This window comes from Merdibacter massiliensis, assembly GCF_900155395.1.
Lineage (GTDB): Bacteria > Bacillota_I > Bacilli_A > Erysipelotrichales > Erysipelotrichaceae > Merdibacter > Merdibacter massiliensis.
Genome location: NZ_LT699727.1, coordinates 126,994 through 145,625, shown reverse-complemented (window position 1 = coordinate 145,625; position 18,632 = coordinate 126,994). Strand labels below are relative to the sequence as shown.

19 protein-coding genes are annotated in these 18,632 nt (G+C 33.5%); 17 read left to right on the top strand and 2 right to left on the bottom strand.

What is annotated here, in order from left to right:
• Positions 1 to 50: 50 nt before the first annotated feature.
• Positions 51 to 1,220: an IS110 family RNA-guided transposase gene (locus BQ9859_RS08710; RefSeq protein ID WP_075876442.1), complete on the bottom strand. Its 1,170-nt coding sequence runs from the start codon at positions 1,218 to 1,220 to the stop codon at positions 51 to 53.
• A 215-nt stretch (positions 1,221 to 1,435) separates the two neighbouring features.
• Here BQ9859_RS08710 and BQ9859_RS08705 point away from each other — a divergent pair, with 215 nt between their 5' ends.
• Positions 1,436 to 2,248 carry a PTS mannose/fructose/sorbose/N-acetylgalactosamine transporter subunit IIC gene (locus BQ9859_RS08705; protein WP_235846419.1) on the top strand — a complete coding sequence of 271 codons (813 nt, stop codon included), beginning with the start codon at positions 1,436 to 1,438 and terminating at the stop codon, positions 2,246 to 2,248.
• On the top strand, positions 2,232 to 3,056 hold the full coding sequence (locus tag BQ9859_RS08700; protein WP_075877803.1) for a PTS system mannose/fructose/sorbose family transporter subunit IID: 825 nt from the start codon (positions 2,232 to 2,234) through the stop codon (positions 3,054 to 3,056). The genes BQ9859_RS08705 and BQ9859_RS08700 overlap by 17 nt, the downstream gene beginning before the upstream one ends.
• Before the next feature lie 64 nt (positions 3,057 to 3,120).
• Here the strand turns inward: BQ9859_RS08700 and BQ9859_RS08695 are convergent, their stop codons facing one another.
• Positions 3,121 to 3,510, bottom strand: coding sequence for a C-GCAxxG-C-C family protein (locus tag BQ9859_RS08695; RefSeq protein WP_075877802.1), 390 nt, complete (start codon positions 3,508 to 3,510; stop codon positions 3,121 to 3,123).
• Positions 3,511 to 4,036: 526 nt separating this feature from the next.
• Between BQ9859_RS08695 and BQ9859_RS08690 the strand changes: the two genes are divergently transcribed.
• The 15 genes from BQ9859_RS08690 (at position 4,037) to BQ9859_RS08615 (ending at position 18,628) form a co-directional block, all read left to right on the top strand.
• Entirely contained in the window at positions 4,037 to 4,291 is a 255-nt protein-coding gene (locus BQ9859_RS08690; protein WP_075877801.1) for a hypothetical protein, read from the top strand.
• Positions 4,292 to 4,636: 345 nt separating this feature from the next.
• Complete coding sequence (locus tag BQ9859_RS08685; protein ID WP_083662797.1) at positions 4,637 to 6,259, top strand: RNA-directed DNA polymerase; 1,623 nt, start codon at positions 4,637 to 4,639, stop codon at positions 6,257 to 6,259.
• A gap of 451 nt (positions 6,260 to 6,710) precedes the next feature.
• A complete protein-coding gene (locus tag BQ9859_RS08680) occupies positions 6,711 to 8,264 on the top strand; it encodes a hypothetical protein (protein WP_075877800.1) in 1,554 nt (517 codons plus the stop codon).
• Positions 8,264 to 9,049, top strand: coding sequence for an ABC-three component system middle component 1 (locus BQ9859_RS08675; protein WP_075877799.1), 786 nt, complete (start codon positions 8,264 to 8,266; stop codon positions 9,047 to 9,049). Before BQ9859_RS08680 ends, BQ9859_RS08675 begins: the two co-directional genes overlap by 1 nt.
• Positions 9,049 to 11,454, top strand: a complete 2,406-nt coding sequence (locus tag BQ9859_RS08670; protein WP_075877798.1) for an ATP-binding protein — start codon at positions 9,049 to 9,051, stop codon at positions 11,452 to 11,454. Before BQ9859_RS08675 ends, BQ9859_RS08670 begins: the two co-directional genes overlap by 1 nt.
• A 526-nt stretch (positions 11,455 to 11,980) precedes the next feature.
• The gene (locus BQ9859_RS08665) at positions 11,981 to 13,564 is read left to right on the top strand and encodes a DUF2075 domain-containing protein (protein WP_075877797.1); all 1,584 of its coding nucleotides are present in this window, start codon (positions 11,981 to 11,983) and stop codon (positions 13,562 to 13,564) included.
• 19 nt (positions 13,565 to 13,583) lie between these two features.
• A complete protein-coding gene (locus BQ9859_RS08660; RefSeq protein WP_075877796.1) occupies positions 13,584 to 13,922 on the top strand; it encodes a nucleotide pyrophosphohydrolase in 339 nt (112 codons plus the stop codon).
• 1 nt (position 13,923) lies between these two features.
• A complete protein-coding gene (locus BQ9859_RS08655) occupies positions 13,924 to 15,027 on the top strand; it encodes an HNH endonuclease domain-containing protein (protein WP_202613473.1) in 1,104 nt (367 codons plus the stop codon).
• Between the two features lies 1 nt (position 15,028).
• On the top strand, positions 15,029 to 15,622 hold the full coding sequence (locus BQ9859_RS08650; RefSeq protein ID WP_075877795.1) for a class I SAM-dependent methyltransferase: 594 nt from the start codon (positions 15,029 to 15,031) through the stop codon (positions 15,620 to 15,622).
• Between the two features lie 18 nt (positions 15,623 to 15,640).
• Positions 15,641 to 15,901: an Nmad3 family putative nucleotide modification protein gene (locus BQ9859_RS12805; protein ID WP_075877794.1), complete on the top strand. Its 261-nt coding sequence runs from the start codon at positions 15,641 to 15,643 to the stop codon at positions 15,899 to 15,901.
• Complete coding sequence (locus BQ9859_RS12925) at positions 15,898 to 16,122, top strand: Nmad3 family putative nucleotide modification protein (protein WP_075877793.1); 225 nt, start codon at positions 15,898 to 15,900, stop codon at positions 16,120 to 16,122. The genes BQ9859_RS12805 and BQ9859_RS12925 overlap by 4 nt, the downstream gene beginning before the upstream one ends.
• A 72-nt stretch (positions 16,123 to 16,194) precedes the next feature.
• On the top strand, positions 16,195 to 16,434 hold the full coding sequence (locus BQ9859_RS08635; protein ID WP_075877792.1) for a hypothetical protein: 240 nt from the start codon (positions 16,195 to 16,197) through the stop codon (positions 16,432 to 16,434).
• A gap of 348 nt (positions 16,435 to 16,782) precedes the next feature.
• Positions 16,783 to 17,559: a phospholipase D-like domain-containing protein gene (locus BQ9859_RS12650; RefSeq protein WP_202613471.1), complete on the top strand. Its 777-nt coding sequence runs from the start codon at positions 16,783 to 16,785 to the stop codon at positions 17,557 to 17,559.
• Entirely contained in the window at positions 17,519 to 18,175 is a 657-nt protein-coding gene (locus BQ9859_RS12645) for a DEAD/DEAH box helicase (RefSeq protein WP_075877789.1), read from the top strand. The genes BQ9859_RS12650 and BQ9859_RS12645 overlap by 41 nt, the downstream gene beginning before the upstream one ends.
• A 48-nt stretch (positions 18,176 to 18,223) precedes the next feature.
• Complete coding sequence (locus BQ9859_RS08615; protein ID WP_075877788.1) at positions 18,224 to 18,628, top strand: (deoxy)nucleoside triphosphate pyrophosphohydrolase; 405 nt, start codon at positions 18,224 to 18,226, stop codon at positions 18,626 to 18,628.
• Positions 18,629 to 18,632: the final 4 nt, after the last annotated feature.

Below are 18,632 nucleotides of genomic sequence, written 5' to 3'. Positions count from 1 at the left end.
AATGATATATTTATATAAAAAAGTTTGTTTTATGAAAATATTGTTTGAAATTATTGGTATTCAAAGTTTGAATCAGGATGATTAAGTATCCAGAAAATGTAACGACAAAGTTTTGTTGCACAGTGTCCTAAGGCGTTGTAGTGAGACTTTCCTTGAGACTTCTTTAGCGCAAAATAGTTTTTCATAGGTCCAGGTCTTCTGGTCATATTGAAAGCTGTCCATATCAAAGCATATCTTAATAGTTTGTTTCCTCTTTTGGACATTCTAGTCGTATTTGCCTTCCATGTACCGGATTGTCTAACCTTTGGATCTAAACCTGCATAAGCTACTATCTTTTCTGGAGAGCTAAAACGAGTTATACTAATAATGGCAGACATGATATAACCGATTTCTATATCGTTAATCCCAATTAACTGATGTAAAGGAGAATCAAGCACAGTAGGATGTTCTTTGATTTCTTTTTCGATTCTATCAATCTGCCTTTCTTTTAGTTCTAAAGTTTCAATACATTGAATGATATTCAAACCAATGCTTAAAGAGTGAATTCCGATTGAAGTCTTAGCTGCTTCTTTAACAGCTTCAACTTTTGATAGAGAATATTTACCTTTAGAAGCCTTTTTAGCTAGATTCTTTAGTTTATCTATTCTAGCTTCAGATATAGAATTAGCGGTTGGATACTCCTTTAAAATAGCTCGAATAGCAGCTGTGTTGATATCAACAATGGATTCAAGTTCAGGAAATGTTCTATCGAGATATGATTTTAGCTTGATTTTCATTTTTGAAGACTCGATTATTAAGAAATGTCTTTGATTAACCAGCTCTTTCAATTCGCTGCTTAAGAATTCTTGTTCAATCAAAGATTTATATTCAAACGATAAGAACTTTGCGATGGCTCTGGAATCGATATCGTCATTCTTGGCATCACGCAAAGAAATAGATCTAAACTTACTGGTCATATAAGGGTTGATTAAAAAACACTTATATTTCTTGGAAGTTAGAAAATTGAATAAGACCTGATGATAGTGACCGGTTGATTCAAAACCAATCAGTATTTCGCAACGTTTGTTCAATTTAGAAAGAGAAGATAATAATGTTTTAAAACCTTTATCGTTATTATCAAAATGAAGTGAATCAAGAATCATTTCACCAGTAGAAGGATCATAGATACTTGCGACGTGTTCAAATTTAGCAACGTCGATACCACAAAACAGTTTAGACATAAAAAGACCACCTTTCTAGAACCTTGTCATTCTATAGTGGTCTTACTAGTGTAAACTTGCGTGACATGAAGATATCAAAACCTATCCAGCTATAAACAGATGTAATAAGATCCTATAGATTCACTCTCCTTTGAGTAGATAAACCACATAAATATATAAGAGTACTAAGGTTCTATCTACATTATATAAAAGGTTGGAAAGGAAAAGTGATATGAATGCTACGACAAGGTACATTTGTATCATACAAGAAATATATGAATGAAAATTTATTGATGCAGTCATTATTGATCACATTGGTAGCATTTGTTGGTTACATGCATAGTTATTGGGGATCAACGATGAATAATCGCCCTATTGTAGTAGCCACCTTAGTGGGTCTCGTACTGGGGGATCTAAAAACAGGTATCATGGTTGGTGCTTCTTTGGAATTGATTTTCTTAGGTGCGGTCCCTATCGGTGCGAGCAATCCTCCTGATATTACTTCCGGTGCGATTATTGGTACATCTTTTGTGATTTTGACCGGCCAAGAAGTAGGTGCAGCGGTAGCATTGGCGGTACCGGTAGCAACTTTGGTTCTTCTGTTTGATAATCTGCAGATGATGTTTTTACTAACCTGGGCAACACATTTAGCAGATAAATATGCAGCTTTAGGAGATTATAAAAAAGTAGAATGGATCGCACGGTTTGCTGGTATCGGCAATAAGATCGTATTGTCGGTTGTGGTAGGTATCGCTTTCTATTTAGGAGTCCCTGTCATTGAAGATGTGTTAGCTATGATTCCACAATTTATTACCCATGGCATGGATGTAGCTGCAGGTATCTTGCCGGCAGTTGGTTTTGCAATGTTGGCAAAAATGATCGTGACAAAAGAACTGTCTCCGTATTTGTTAGCAGGTTTCTTGTTAGCTGCTTATCTACAGATTCCTGTATTTGGCGTTGCGTTGGCAGGCTTGGTCATTGCAGCTTTGGGATTTTTCTCTGATAACAAGAAACAGAAGGAGGTTTTAATCGATGACAACGAATTTTAACCAGACATCATTGATCACGAATAAAGAGCTTCGTAAAGTCTTTACTCGTTCCTGTACTTTGGATGCAGGATGGAATTATGAACGACAACAAAATTTGATGTATTGTTATATGATGATTCCAGTATTAAAAAAATTGTACAAAGATGATAAGGAGCAGATGGCAGCAGCCTTACAGCGACATTTGGAATTTATGTCCTGTACTCCACATATTGTTTCACTGTTAGCTGGAATCACAGCGGCTATGGAAGAAGAAAATGCAAAAGATGAAAATTTTGATGCTTCCAGCATCAGTGCTGTGAAAACTTCCTTGATGGGGCCGATGGCAGGGATTGGCGATTCGTTTTTTTGGGGAACCTTATTAACTATCGCTATTGGTGTTGGCGTATCGTTTGCACAACAAGGAAGCATCATTGGTCCAATTGCATTTTTGCTAATTATCAATATCCCTGGATTTTTAGCTAGATTCTATTGCTTGAAAGCAGGGATGCGTTATGGGGTCAAGTTTTTTGGCGACATGAGTCAATCTGGAATTGTTGAAAATTTAACAAAAGCAGCGTCCATTTTAGGCCTTATGGTCATTGGGGCAATGATTGCTTCGACAGTGAACATTACTATCCCTTTAGAAATTGGTGTATCGGGAGCAAGTGAACCATTGCAAAAGTACATTGATCAGATCATGCCTTGTTTATTGCCATTGCTTACATTTGGCATTATGTACTGGCTGTTAGGAAAAAACATTAAAACGACTACCATTCTTGTATTTTTGATCATTCTATCTTGTATTTGTGCGTTCTTTGGTATTTTATAAAAACACTAAAAAATGTGACGGCTGATCAATCGGGCTGTCACATTTTTTATAGATTCTTTTCTTTTCACTGTGTGATGATTTTCTCAAGTATATCGGCAGCTATGTGTACGGTCTTCAAGCATCGAGTGTCCGGGTCAAAACATTGCGGTTTTATCTCTCTGCAGCGAATGGTATGAAATTGGGTTTCAAAATCGGAAACCATTTTTTGGATCATTGGTTGTAATGAAGCGGTATCATGTGCCTTCGTTTTGACAAGCTGCCGGGAAATTACACTGATTGAACCACAAAGCGCACCACAAGCATCGCCAACTTGCATACCGCCGCCAAATCCAGATACTAAATGAAGTGCATTTTCATCAAGACCTAATACGTAGAGATCATTAGCCGCGCGGAGAATACATTCTGCACAGTTGTATCCTGATAAATAATAGCTTTCTGCTTTTTCTTTTAACATCGATCATTCCTCCTTTGAATCAGTATATCATGAATGATAAATAATCAACAAAATAAAGCGAGAAATTTAGCACTCACCTCTTGGCTCGTTTGGGGTGGTTTTGTCCTGTGGTGTCAGAGCCCGTAAAGCCTTATTTTATAAGGTTTTTGCGGGTTCTTACTTTTTGTCTGAGAGCGTCAAAAATCGTCATTTTGAAAGAAAATGGTGTAGTAAATGGTGTAGTGGGAAAGATATAAAACTCAGAATAAGTAATTAAAAATAGAAATTGGAGAAAGTACGGAAATCTGGTAAAATTATTTTAATAGATTTACATTAAAATAACGATGTGAACCTAAAAAGGAAATCTTTGTAATTTAATTAGTGATGGTATAATTGAATAAAAGAATATAATGACATTCAAAATAATAGAGCTGATTTTTAGGATTGAGTTTTTATAACCAAACAAAATAGGGGAGGATTATTTATGGCAAAATAATTTACAAATAATACTAAACTAACACGAGGTGATAAGGCCCATCTAAAATTTATGGATAAGCTGGCCACTGTTAAAGAAAGGGCGGAAAAAGGGATGGATTCTATAGGAAGAATTCATGTACAAACAGTGAAAGCTTCAAATGAATATGCAAAAATTGTATCGGATTCTCAAAAATCTAAGCGTATGGAGCTTTACGAAATAATTAAAACAAGCGATGATGCGGAAAAAATTAATGGAGCATATAAGCGACTTGAAGAATTGGATTGTATCATGGAGAAAGCAATTGAAAAAATAACGAGTTTCTGAGTTCTGAAAGAGAATCTTCCACTAGAAAGATTACGGGAATAGTTCTCTGTATTCTAGGAGCAGGTGGATTTTTATCATTAAACAAGAAATTCCGGCGGAGTGCAAGAAACACACTGGAGGTAATAAATAAAAACTTGCTTTCTAAAAAGTGATAATTTCTATCTCATTTGATAAAATATATGCATAAAGAAGAGGACATTAAAAAATTAAAGTGTTAAAGTTACTTCTCTTGTACACTTTATTTTGTTGGAAATGCAAACGTATTTTAGAATCAGTATGGGTAGTTATAATAGAAGAAAAAATTGGTTGTGGTGAAGGAAAATTTAATGAATTTAGAGGAGATTTATGGTTAAAAAAGAGATTGTGAAGAAATATTGTCGTATGGCAATCAAAAATATACTATATGAAGGAACTACAGATGTAGAGTTGTTTAATAGACCTTTTGAAATAGATTTATTAAAACATGAAAAACTTGCAAATGAGCTATGTAGTAATATTACGAGATCTATTCTAACTGGAAAATTATCAGAATTAAAATTACATAAATTAGGACATGTGCTGATTCCTAAAAAAAGTTTGTCTGATTATCGTAAGTGTGCCTTGACGGAAATTTATGATGAAATAGTTTTTTTAACACTGACCCTAATTGTTGCTGCCGAAGTTGAATGTTTGCGTATTAATAAAAGTAAACAAAGAGTTTTCTCTTATCGATTTAAACCACAAGATAATGGCAGGTTATTTGATAATCAGTATAATTATTCAGCTTTTCGTGATGAAATCGTCAAGAAAAGTGAAATAAATAAAAATAAAGTAATGGTTGAATGTGATTTTGCCAATTTTTATGATCGCTTAAATATACATAGAGTTGAATCAATTCTGTTATCTTCGAATAGTATAGATGAGGATATTGTAAGATTAATCAATGAAGTTTTATTATTTTGGGCAAATCGAGATTCATATGGTTTGCCAGTGGGATCTAATGCATCCAGAATTTTGGCAGAAGCTTCATTGATAGAAGTAGATAATTATTTGATTTCTAAAAAAATTGATTTTTGTCGTTTCGTAGATGATTATCGGATTTTTGCAAAGGATGCATATACGGCACATAGCCATTTAGCCATTTTAGTTCATTGTTTGAGCAGAGAGGGCATTTGTTTAAATACGCAAAAAACCAAAATTAAGGATATTTCCGATAAAATTCGTATAAATCATAAAAATGAAAGTGCTAAAGATACAACTGCTCAAAAAAATTCTGATGTGTTCGATGAAAGGAAGGATGAGTTTCAAAAAGAGCGAGCTAAAATTATAAGGGGATATTCGGGTCTGATACCCACAAAATTTCGAAAGTTATCAGAAAGTCAAAAACAAAAATTATTACAAAATAATATAGATGAACTGATTACTAAAGCACAAAATAGTTTGCTAATAGAACCTGAAGAGGTAACAGAATTAATTAAAACTATAGTAGCACAAGAAAAATATGAGCATTTAGTAAAGTTACCATTGATATTAAAGAAATTCCCACAATTTATTCCCTATTTTGTAGATGTGATGCTAAAGACAGGAGAAAATATTGTTGAACAAGATAGAAAAATTATACAAGAAGAGTTTGAAAAATGGTTTATTGAAGATACACCAGAATATATTCAAGTGTATTTAGTAAGATTATTTGCTTCGAAAATGTTTAATAATAAAGAGATTTTATTAAATTTGTTTAGAAATCTTAAAAGAAATTCAGGTGATTATATAGGGAGAGCCTTGCTAGAGGCATTAGAAGGCAAGCTTAGCAGAGGAGAATTGTTAGAAATACGAGAGTATTTTTATAGAGCAGATAATTGGGAACGCCGTCAGATTGTAAAATTAATCGATGAAGGTTTTTCATCTGGAGAAAAGAGACCGTTTTACAAGGATGTTGAAATATATACAGATGATGTATGGTTAAAGTATTTATTTAAAAAAAGTAAGTGATGGAAAATAAATTGAGATTATCTTTTTTAGATTTAGCAGTTTTACTTTGCACATATAAACAGGGTGAAATTATTTTGTTGTTCATAAAGGAATTTAATGGTTATGTTACGACAGCTACTTCCTAGTTATTGTTCACGTATTAACCGACTAGAATGTTGCCTTTTATTACAGAACAGGAAACGGAAGTCCAGATGATATTGATCATTTCCGGGATTTCGGTAGCTCGTAGGGCAGATGTTTGTGCTCGCAAAATCCTTATAAAATAAGGATTTTGCGAGTTCTTACTTTTTATCTGGCATGTCTCCAATAGTCACATTTTATGAAAATGGTATAGTAAAATGTTGATTTTGGAGATATTTGTCTTTATGATTTATAATGTGGAAGTATTAAATTTTTTATGAGAAACAGGGAGGAGGATTTTTTAACAAGCAATTTGTTAAAAAGAATATAGATGATATTAGTTGAGCCTTTTAACGCAATTACTTCATGGGAGAACTATGAATATCAAGGGCATATAGCGTTGTACATTGCTTTAAAAAATATATATGATTTATTACAGAGTGGAAAAAGTATTTCTGAATATGACTTGCAAATTGAGGGAGAAGAAGATTTTTCTATAAGAAAAAACGATAAATACGTTTCCTTACATCAAGTTAAGGCAGGAGCAGTAAATGTAGATGCGAGTGATAAATTTTCATTTATAATAGGGATTCTTCAGAATAAAGCAGAATATGGGTATTTTCATATATCAAAAAGTAAGAAAATCCCATCAGATTTTGTTTCAACAACACTGGCTTATATTAATACGCTACAGCAAAAGTTGAGGCAAAAGGTTATTTTAAAAAAAGATATTCCGCCGATGGATAAAGAAGACGATTATATTATTTGCGATAAAGTGTCTGGCAACCATAAAAAGGCAGATATTTACAGCATAATAAAGTTTGTGTCTGGAAATGTAAAAGATATAGCAAAAATAGAATGGGCAGTTAGTGAGATTGATAATGCTTTAAAAACATATAAAGAAATCATAGAGAAAAAGATAGCAACGTTTAAAAAGGACAATCCATCTTTGTCTGAAGATGAAGCATATTTGTGTGTATATAAAGAAAAATATGATAATACAAAAGAGATTCGTCTAAAAGCATATGATATCATAATTGATATATTAAAAATAAAATGCCTTCACTATACATTTGTTGATGTCGGTTATGCTGCATTAGTATATGACAGCATATTTCTGTATATGAAAGAAATAATAACAGACTTTTATATTAAGGGAAATCGAAGAGGGAAATGTATATTAACATTTGATGAGATAGTAAAAAAGGTAGTGATAGACTATCATGAAAGAATAGACACAATTGAATATCAGTATTTTCAAGTATTGAGAAGTATTCGGGATGCTTATGCAGAGTATCCAAGTGAACCGTGGAATAATTGTGTTGAAAGTAATTGTGGTGATTGTGCAGATTCTGATGTCTGCAATTTATTTAAACAGATTAGTATTTTGAATGGTAAACCAGAATCTGATAAAAACTTGATAATACATAATTTATTATTAAGAACCCCGCAAATAGGTAAAAATAACAATTTACCACAAGATAGTTTAGTTTCTCATTTGTTTCTGAATCTTTTGGATGAGATTAAAACGTTAGGGCTTAGTAGAAATAATGCCTATGAAACGATAAAAGATGGAAATAAGACATACAGGTTAACATTAGATAGTAGTTATGACATAGATGAATTTCAGAGAAATTTGAGAAAGGAATTAGAAAAAGAAACAGATAGATCATTATTATATGAATGTGATGTTTTGATTACAGATCGTCTATGTGAGGAAAATCTATTCTTTAATGGGGGAGATATAAATGTGTTAAGAGGAAGCGAATTAAGGGAGATAAGTGGAATAACTTCTTCTACAGTTGAGAAGATGAAAAAGGACTGTAATAGACCTAAAGTTATCAGACTTGTAGATAGAAAGACGGCATTAGGAGAATTGAAGTAATGAAAGATATAATGATTAAGCTTTTTGGAGAATACAACTTTATAAAAACCTGGGAAGAAAATAACAAAATGTTTTTTATTAATGCAGACAAAAACATTGTAAGCTATTTTATTTTAAATTTCATTGACTGTACTAATATCTCAGATGATGAAGAGTTGATAAGAAAAGAATTAAGTAAATTGGAGGAGGAATATGTTAATGGTAGGAATGAAAACAAAGGAATCAAGTATTCCATAATTAACTCCTTTGAAAATAAGCAGGAGGTGTCGCAGATTGATAAAAATACATCCGCAATATATCTTGTTGAATTTTCGGAAATAAATATTTTGTCTAAATATAGGAATCTGATTTATTCAATTGAAGAATCTCCGGATTATTTCAAAAGATATATTCTCCCATATACAAAAAAGCAAGTTGCTGGATTGAAAAATGTTTTAGCTGATTATAGTGATAAAAATATTGTTGAGATACTTTCTCAGTTGGCAGATGTAGAGGAGAATTATTATTCTCTTATGAATGGAACAAATAATAATAGCGTCTATGAGTTTGTAATTAGGCTGTTTTCAAAGATACCTTTTTTACAATACCGATTTAAAGCAACATCTGATGATATTTCATTGGAAAAAATAGTCAAAGAGTCTTTGACCGATGATTTAGTAAAGTATGACGAAGCGATTAAAGAAAATAGAATTGCATTGGAAGAATTAATATCTTTAGAAGAAGAGAACATTAGCGAAAAAGAGATTGATGAAATTATAAATCAATTAATAAAGGAGGTGGAATGATGCAATATAAAATTGTTAATTTACGTGTGAAAAACTTTAAGTGTTTTGATAATGCAAAGTTTTATGAATTCTGTATTGATTATGAAAAAAATCCTATTATTTTATCTGGGCCAAATGGTTTTGGAAAAACTACTTTTTTTGATGCAATCGAATTAATATTTTCCAAGAATATTACACGTCTTGATAAAGCAATTGAGAATAAGAAAACGAATCTGGGGAAAAATATATTGCTTAATAAAGCAGATGTGGACGGATATGTAGTTTTAACTTTAAAAAGAGAAGAAAATGAGTTCCTTACACTATTTGCAAAAATATCAAATAATTCTCATAAATTAGAGATTGAAAATTCAATATATTATGGAAATATTAACAAATTTATTTTTACAGAAGAATTGGATCAGTTTCTTCATAGTTACGATAATTGGAACGATACTTTAGATAATAAAACATCATTAAAATATAGAGCAGACAATTTTAATGTATATTATTATGTTTCACAGGCGGAATCGGTGCATTTTTTAAAAAGAACTATTACTGATAGGAAAAATGCAATGAATGTTTTGCTAAAAACGGATTTTATAGATGGGAGAAAAAATGTTGTAACAGATCTTATTGGAAATAAAAATGGAACAAGCGGGCATTTGGTTAATGATGAGATTAGGAATTTGGAAAATGAATTGAAAAATAAGGCAATAAAACTAAAAGTTTTGTTAAATAATAACTCGGAAGACGAGACAGAAAAGTCCCAGTACGTGGATTTGGGTCTTTACAAGAAAGATTCAAATTTATATTTTTGGGATAGAGAGGATATTGCGCAAGCAAATATTTCTGAGATTAAAAGGGGCCTGCATATATTAGATGGTATAATTTCTTTTTGGGAGAATGAAAGTGATTATAGAAATTATAGATGGAATAAAGATATCTTGAAAATACTTAAAGGGAATTCGATAAGAGATTATGTAGATAATAGAGAGTATATAATTGACAATCTTGTTTCAAGGCAAAAAGCAGAGCAACAACTGGAAAAGTGGGATTCTATGATACAGATATATAATAGTACCTTGATGTTTAGACAGGCCACTCCAGATGCGTCTAATTACAAAGACGAAGATGTTGTTGTGCTAAAAAAATTAATTCCAGAATTGAAGGAATATGACTTTTCATTAATTAAAAATATATCCAATGAAATACTTAGCTTAAGAAATACACTTTCTACTAGTCAAAAAATAATAGATAGACTATCAAGTGCTCGAAATGCGTTGAAAAATGCGAAAGATGAGTATGATAAACAGGGAACATCATGTCCGTTTTGTAATACAAAATTTACAAATGTAACTTTTTTAAATGATGGCTTTGAGGAAGTAGAAAAATTATTGCAAAATGAAAGTGGAAGTACAGGGGAAAGGATTGCACTAAAAAGAAATGAGCTGGATAGTGAAGTTGAACGGGTAAAGAAAATAATTCATCCATACATGGATGGATTAGACAAAAATACAATTAACCTAATTGCTCAAAGCAAAACATCATTAAAAGGGTTTATCAGTGATTTAGGGAGGATAGCAAATGTTGAGAAAGTTGCAAAATACTTAGCTAATACAGATTATGTGCCGCAAACAGACAGGAATAAAATGGTGGTAGATATACAAAGAGTATTATCTGGACTGATTAAAAATATTCAGAATACGGAATTTGAAAGTTTATATGATGAATATAAATATGATAATATAGAAAAACTTTATGGTATAGATGTTGCTGAGATGAAGAAATTGCTCCCGATAGATCTCGTAAAAAAGAAATGCAAATATCTTGAAGGAATTGTTTTGGAAAAGGAGAACATCGAAAAATATACAATTAGGAAAGAAATGCAGGAATTAATTATCAGGAAAGCAAAAGTAACAAAAATTCGTCAACAGCTACATAAATTAGGTAAAGCATATGAAAAAGCGGCGGAAGAATATAAAAATTTTACTTTAAAGCAATTAAGAGTACCTTTATTGATATATACAGGAAAAATACTTCAAGATTATCAAAGTGGACTAGGTGTATTTGTAAGTAAGGATGAAATGAGATTTGTCTCAAAGGGGGATGCTAAACATGATATATTAAACACTTTTAGCTCGGGTCAGCTTTCTGGTTTTGTCTTAGCGTTCCTTTTTGCTATGAACAAACAGTATATTAAAGCGTCTTCGGATGACATTGGATTTATTCTTATTGATGATCCAGTACAAACTATGGATGATATAAATATTTCTTCTTTATTAGAAGTGCTTCGAAACGATTTTTCGGATAAACAAATAATCTTATCGACACACGAAATAGATAAAGAGAACTATATTTTATATAAATTTTATAAATATAATCAAGTAGGACAATCGTTTAATGTAAAGGAAGAAATATATGGATAAGTTATTCAAAAAGTGCTTTAGTATAGAATATTTTCGTATTGCTAATCAGATTAGAATATTTGTATGTTAGAAATAAAAAATTCATAGTGCCCCATTTCGTGAATAAAGCAAGCGCGAATGAGGCAGTTTTGCATTGGAAAAAATGGGGAAGATCCGAATGAATTCATGGAGCTTAGAAACATCTGGTGTTAAATTTTAGCTCGTTTTGTATGATTTTTTCTGCGTTGTTAAAGCTCGTAGAGCCTTATTTTACAAGGCTTTACGGGCTTTTGAGTTTTCCTTGGAAGTGTTAAATATGTATGTGGTTTACTGTATATATTGAATGGGGTTCACAATCTAAGGAGCATAAGGGTGAAGAATAATATGGGCAATAGGAGGGGGATAATATAGCATTTAGTTATATAGAAAAATAATGGGTATTATGATAAAATTTAAAATATATGTTCATCGAGAAGGGCATTCAGGGAAATTATTACAGGTGGGCTGATATTTTTTAACCGAAAAATGATGAATCAAGGTGGTAAGGATGTTTAAGATAACAGAAGGTGATTTTAAAAAGCAAAAATATGGAGACGAAAGTTATCTGTCAAACTGGCCAATGCTTTACATATTAGAAAATGGCAAACAGGCATATATCGGGCAATCTAATCATGTGATAAATCGTATGTCTCAACATTATCATTCTATAGATAAGCGCATTTTTGATAAAGTACATTTCATCTATTCTTCCAAATTTAATCAATCAGTTACGTTCGATTATGAATCGAAACTCATTCAGTATATTGTTGCGGATGAACTATATGAGGTTCGTAATAAAAATGCTGGGATGGCTGATAAAGAATATTACGGGAAAAAAGAATATGATGAAAAATTCCATGTTTTGTGGCGAAGTCTCCAGAGATCAAAATTAGTTAAGCATTCTTTGGAAGAACTTGAAAATTCTGATTTGTTTAAATATTCACCGTTCAAGGAGCTGAATAATGATCAGAGAGCAGCGGTGGACAAAATTATGGAATCCTTAAAAAAGGAAGATAACCAAACAATTGTTGTAAATGGGATGCCTGGAAGTGGAAAGACAATCGTTGCAATTTTTTTAATGAAATATCTGAAAGACAGTGAAGAATTCAGAGAAAAGAAAATTGGTTTTGTAGTTCCTCAGACTTCATTAAGAAAAACACTGAAAGGGATTTTTAAAAGTATTTATGGATTAAAAGCATCAGATATTTTATCTCCATCGGATGTAACAAAACAGTATTACGATATTTTGCTTGTGGATGAAGCGCATAGGCTTCATCAATATAAGAATATTTCATATATGGGCCCCTTTAAGGCATGTTGTGAGCGTATAGGATTAACTACAGAAAGTGACGAATTAGACTGGATTCTGCACCAATGCAAATGTCCCATACTATTTTATGACGAAATGCAAGTGGTAGGACCATCGGGAATTGATGTACAAAGATTTCGTAGGAAGATGAAGAATGATCAATCAAAACGTATTTTAACGTATTTTAATCTCCTTACCCAGATGAGAGTAAGAGGTGGAAATGACTATATTTCTTATGTCAAAGAATTATTATCTGGAACTGTGAAAGAGAAGAAGAATTTCTCAAATTATGATCTGAAAATAGTGACAGACTTTAAAAAATTTAATCAGCTGATGTATCAGAAAGAAAAAGAAGTTCAGTTAGTAAGAATGGCGGCAGGATATGCCTGGGATTGGATCAGTAAAAAAAATAAGTCATTATACGATATTGAAATTCAGGGAATAAAAAAACAATGGAATCATTGTACAGAGGGATGGGTCCTTTCGAAAGAAGCCGTTGATGAAGTGGGCTGTATACATTCTACTCAGGGATACGATTTGAATTATGGCTTTATAATTATGGGAAATGAAATAGGCTATGATACAGATAAAAAACGTATCATCATTCGACCACAAGAGTATTTTGATCAAAACGGTAAAAAAACAGCAGATTATGGAGAACTATTAGAGTATATTCAACATATTTATTATGTACTGATGACCAGAGGAATTCAAGGCACATATCTTTATATATGTGATCCTGATTTGAGAGAATATTTTTCACAGTATATAGATGTACAGTAAGAAAAAAGGGGAGGTCTATATGAAACAGGAGACAATAGATGAAGTATTGAAGTTTAGAGATGATAGGAACTGGAAACAGTTCCATAACCCGAAAGATCTGGCTATTTCCATCAGCCTGGAGGCGGCGGAATTGCTGGAAATATTTCAGTGGAGTGCAGATGATGTCTGGTGCGAGGAGAAAAAAGACAAGGTCAGGGAAGAACTGGCGGATGTACTGAATTACTGTATTTTAATGGCAGATACCTGCGGATTGGACTTAGATGAAATCATTCAGGAAAAGGTAAAGCGGAATGCAGAAAAATATCCGGTAGAAAAAGCATACGGACATAAAGAGAAATATACGGAACTGGGAGAATGACATGCAGCTGCCACATTCTGATATATTGGATATTGCCCATTTTTCCAGATTGTTTGATAACAAAAGCGAGTGTTACAAATTATTTTGGTTTCAGGCAATCGCACGGAAAATAAAAGAAGGACAGAAAACAATTACATTTGAAACGTTGATTGATGAAATGATCGCAGATGCCTGGTATATGGTTTTGGAGTACCGGTTGAATCTTGGCCCTAATGATGCACTGGAACGGTTGGTTCACCGGCTGGGTGAGATCAGTAATATGAAATCCTGTGAGAAGAAAGACGTTGTTCTGGAGTATGTGAAGACATGTAAAGATAAAGAAGTTTTAGCCATGAAACGGACGTTATCTTATAATGTTCCCTATCGTTTACAGGCGCCTTTTATGGAATCTATGAAAGGAAAAGAATGGAACAGATCCGGGGAAAATCTTGCGAAAAGAATCAACCAGGAACAAAGACTGATGTATTATTTCCTGCAATTCAGTGGCCTAAATACCCAAATCCAGATACAGGAAGAATGGGCGGATTATATTGACCGCAATTATGAAATCATACAGGGATGGGTGGAATTGAATCTGATCCAGTATCTTCAGAAAAGGAATCCCAGTGTTCCGGGAATTGTGGACAAGCTTTATCCGCCAAAAGAACGGAATCTGGAAAAGGTAAAAAAATATTGGAAAATGCTTGTCTCCATAAAACCTATTTGTGAAATCTATGGGGAAAATCGACTCAGTGAAAACAATTTATCCATTGATCATTTTGTACCCTGGTCGTATGTGGCACATGATGAATTGTGGAATCTGACGCCTACAACCCGGAGTATCAACAGCAGTAAAAGCAACAGCCTTCCAGACTGGAATATGTATTTCCCATTATTATGTAAAATGGAATATTTGTCCTATGAATTGATGTGGGAATATCCGGAAGTACATAAAGCCTTTGAAAAATGTGCGAAGGAGCATCTGAACAATCAGGAGATCAGGCATAGACTTTATCAGAGAGGTCTGACGGAAACGGAGTTTTCCGGGCGTTTGGAAGAGATTATGTTTCCGGTCTATCAGTCGGCAAAAAGTATGGGATTTTCCAGTTGGAGCTTGAGGACATAAGATGATGAGTAACTATTACGAAAGCAATGCAGAACGCTATGTGGCAGAAACATTTTCCGCTGATATGTCAAAACAGTATCAAAGATTCCTTCCCCTGTTAAAAAATGGGGTCAAGATTCTGGATGTGGGAAGCGGTAGCGGACGTGATGCATGTTATTTCCAGAAACAGGGATATCAGGTGACTGCATTGGAACCGTCGAAGAATCTAGGCAGAGAAATCCGGAAAGTTTTCTCAGGAAAAATTATATGTTCAGATATCCAAAACTATCGGCCGACGGAACGGTACGATGGGATCTGGGCGTGTGCATCATTGATTCATCTGCAGGAAGAAGAAGTACTGCAGTTTTTTGAAAAGATCGATCAGTATCTGGATGACAATGGAATTATATACATTTCTGGGAAAAATGGAATTCCCACGGGAAAAGTGGAGGATGGACGTTTTTTTCTTGAGTTTACTGAACAGCTGGTAGAGAAAATCCTGACGGTAAATAAACAATTGAAGCTGGAGCAGCTGTGGTATACCGAAGATGTAAGAGGGAGACGGGGATTTCGGTGGCTGAATGCGGTTTTAAGATTGAGAAGAAATAACTCTTAATGATAAGCGGTGAGAGCAATGAAAGTAGTTTTAAGTCGTAAAGGATTTGATAGCGCTAATGGCGGTATCATGAGTCCTATTTTTGAAGATGGGACAATGGTTTCATTCCCTATCCCAAGTAAAGATGTGGAGAAGGACAACATTCGATATGACGAATTGTTTTGTGATGGAATTTGCATGAAAACAATTTTGAATGCGCTTGGGTATCGGGGAGCAGAACATTGCCATTTGGATCCCGATCTGGTGAAAGACAGAAGGCGGGAATCAATTCGTGAGTGACACCGGCTTTTGGACAGATTAATCAAGCTGCAACTTATCTAAAGAATCAACATATTTCTGAAGGAGATCTATTTCTTTTCTTTGGCAATTTTCGCCATATAAAGCAGAATCATGGAAAGTATGAATATGTTCGAAGAACGGATAAAACAGAGGATACTTATCTGGGAATGCCGCTGCAGGTCGTATGGGGATATTTACAGGTTGGGGGGCATTATCACTGATCCTGACGAGCAAAAGAAATTGTTCTGGCTCCACATGCCTGTGATAAACGTATTTATGAAGAGAAGAATAATGTGATTTTTACAGCAAGCAAACAACTTTCCCTTGCTCCCGAAATGCCGGGTGCAGGCACATTTCTGTATGATAAAAAACGTGTGCTGACGATGCCTGGAAAATCAAAAGCGACCTGGAAATATTGCAAAGTATATGATACTGATAACATCGAAAGCAATCGAAAGAATTCTGTGAAAAGTATTGATGAAGGTATCTATTATGTCAGAATCAGGAAGGAGATCGTTTTAATAGAAAATTAATTTTATGAAGAATGGGCGAAATTGTTATTTTGGTAATCTGTTGTTGATGGTACACAGAGGTATAGTGGATATTTATGGAAAAAGGTACTTGTCAGATTCAAAGTGTCAAAGAGAAGTGGAAGAAATAATATTTGAAAATTTAAAAAGTAAATTAAAATGTAATGATTTACAGAGTAATGTAAGTATACGGATTTCAAAGGAGAATAATATATGGATTTGTTCCGATTTTTATTCAGAGAAAAAACATAATAGGTTAGATCCATACCCATCATAAAGAATTAAAGTCTATGCAATTATATAAAATAGAAAGCGACATTTTAAAAGTGATTCTTTTTGAGAAGTATTATAATGAAGAACAATATTGGAACAAACATTGACAAGTTATGTAGGAACAAAATATCTATCATTAGTGAGAAAAGGGAAATTGTGATACAATATATACAACTTAAAACCTCAGGGAGGTTAGTGGTAATGCAGTTATACAATGACAAAATAAAAACATTGCAGACAGCAATTCAGACAGCATATCTGGATCATACTGCAAATTCTAATCTGGCATATCGACCAGAATTTATTTCAAATAACTATAAGCTTGGAAAAAAAGTTCTTGTTTCAATTGAAGAGGAATTACAGAGATGTGAAGAATTCTGTATCAGTGTCGCTTTTATTACCAAAAGCGGAATTACACCGCTTCTTCAGACTTTAAAAGATTTGGAACAAAAAAATATTCCAGGGAAAATCTTGACGACAAATTATCTTATGTTCAGTGAGCCAGAGGCTTTGGAAAAGTTGGCTGGATTAAAAAACATTGAATTGAAAATGTTTGTTGCAAGTTTAGAAACTGGTGGATTTCATACAAAAGGATATATTTTTCGTGAAGAAGAAATTTATCGGATTATCATCGGAAGTTCCAATATGACACTCAGTGCCATCACAAAAAACAAAGAGTGGAATACCAAAATTGTCTCTACAGAACAGGGTGAGCTGACTCAGGCAGTTTTATGGGAATTCGATGATCTATGGCAAGATGAGCATTCCTTGGCTTTTGAAGATTTTATTGATACTTATCGTCAAGAGTATCTGAATGAAAAAAAGTTTCGTACGCGGAAACAGCAGAGAGTTTGAGGCAAATTTCTTGTTTGCTACTATGCAAATGCTCTCGAAAGAAGATATTCTGTCCCATTATAGCCCCACGGATTTTGACGTGATTATTCTCGATGAGTGTCATCATGCTGGTGCTGAGAGTTACCAGAAGATTATGCGGTATTTCAAACCAAAGTTCTGGCTGGGAATGACAGCCAGTCCAGATACCAATCAGTATGATATCTATTCGATTTTTGAACATCATATTGCCTATGAAATACGTCTTCAGCAGGCTCTTGAGGAAGATTTATTATGTCCTTTCCATTATTTTGGAATTACAGATCTGGAAATAAATGGAGAAGTATTCGATGACAATGCAGGTGTAAAGAATTTTTCGAATCTGATTTTTGATGACCGAGTCAATTATGTAATCGAGAAAGCAAATTACTATGGATTTAGCGGAGATCGAGTAAAAGGGCTAATTTTCTGTAGTCGAAAAGATGAGGCAAAAGAATTCTATTTTTTGGGAGAAATCTTTGCGGAGGGAAATCCGAGACAAATTTATATGGAAAAAACAAAGGATAATGCCTTTGAGATAGACTATCGATTAGACGTGCCGGTAAGAAGTGATATCTATGATTATATTGTGAGTGATTAATGGTAAAAAACGTAAAAATAACTAAAAGAATCAGAATGGAGAAATGTGATGAAGACTGTACGTGTAGTAGCAGCGGTGATTAGAAAAGATGATAAAATTTTTGCTACGCAAAGAGGATATGGAGAATTCAAGGATGGATGGGAATTTCCTGGAGGTAAGATTGAAGATGGGGAATCACCTGAACAGGCCCTTGCCAGAGAAATCAAAGAAGAATTGGATACCGATATCAATGTAGGAGATCTGATTGATACAATCGAATACGATTATCCCAATTTTCACCTGTCTATGGATTGCTTTTGGTGTGAGATTGTGAAAGGTGGATTGGAGTTGAAAGAGCATGAAGCAGCTAAATGGCTGACAAAAGAGAAGTTGCATAGTGTAGAATGGCTTCCGTCAGACGTGGAATTGATTGAAAAGATAAAAGAAAAAATGTATTATTATGAAATGAGGTAACAGA

Coding starts and splice junctions, on each gene's coding strand:
- BQ9859_RS08660 (WP_075877796.1), top strand. CDS start 13,584: ATGAAACAGGAGACAATAGATGAAGTATTGAAGTTTAGAGATGATAGG.
- BQ9859_RS08700 (WP_075877803.1), top strand. CDS start 2,232: ATGACAACGAATTTTAACCAGACATCATTGATCACGAATAAAGAGCTT.
- BQ9859_RS08680 (WP_075877800.1), top strand. CDS start 6,711: ATGATATTAGTTGAGCCTTTTAACGCAATTACTTCATGGGAGAACTAT.
- BQ9859_RS12805 (WP_075877794.1), top strand. CDS start 15,641: ATGAAAGTAGTTTTAAGTCGTAAAGGATTTGATAGCGCTAATGGCGGT.
- BQ9859_RS08695 (WP_075877802.1), bottom strand. CDS start 3,510: ATGTTAAAAGAAAAAGCAGAAAGCTATTATTTATCAGGATACAACTGT.
- BQ9859_RS08675 (WP_075877799.1), top strand. CDS start 8,264: ATGAAAGATATAATGATTAAGCTTTTTGGAGAATACAACTTTATAAAA.
- BQ9859_RS08705 (WP_235846419.1), top strand. CDS start 1,436: ATGCTACGACAAGGTACATTTGTATCATACAAGAAATATATGAATGAA.
- BQ9859_RS08650 (WP_075877795.1), top strand. CDS start 15,029: ATGATGAGTAACTATTACGAAAGCAATGCAGAACGCTATGTGGCAGAA.
- BQ9859_RS08665 (WP_075877797.1), top strand. CDS start 11,981: ATGTTTAAGATAACAGAAGGTGATTTTAAAAAGCAAAAATATGGAGAC.
- BQ9859_RS08655 (WP_202613473.1), top strand. CDS start 13,924: ATGCAGCTGCCACATTCTGATATATTGGATATTGCCCATTTTTCCAGA.
- BQ9859_RS12645 (WP_075877789.1), top strand. CDS start 17,519: ATGAAAAAAAGTTTCGTACGCGGAAACAGCAGAGAGTTTGAGGCAAAT.
- BQ9859_RS08685 (WP_083662797.1), top strand. CDS start 4,637: ATGGTTAAAAAAGAGATTGTGAAGAAATATTGTCGTATGGCAATCAAA.
- BQ9859_RS12650 (WP_202613471.1), top strand. CDS start 16,783: ATGAAGAACAATATTGGAACAAACATTGACAAGTTATGTAGGAACAAA.
- BQ9859_RS08615 (WP_075877788.1), top strand. CDS start 18,224: ATGAAGACTGTACGTGTAGTAGCAGCGGTGATTAGAAAAGATGATAAA.
- BQ9859_RS08690 (WP_075877801.1), top strand. CDS start 4,037: ATGGATAAGCTGGCCACTGTTAAAGAAAGGGCGGAAAAAGGGATGGAT.
- BQ9859_RS08710 (WP_075876442.1), bottom strand. CDS start 1,220: ATGTCTAAACTGTTTTGTGGTATCGACGTTGCTAAATTTGAACACGTC.
- BQ9859_RS08670 (WP_075877798.1), top strand. CDS start 9,049: ATGCAATATAAAATTGTTAATTTACGTGTGAAAAACTTTAAGTGTTTT.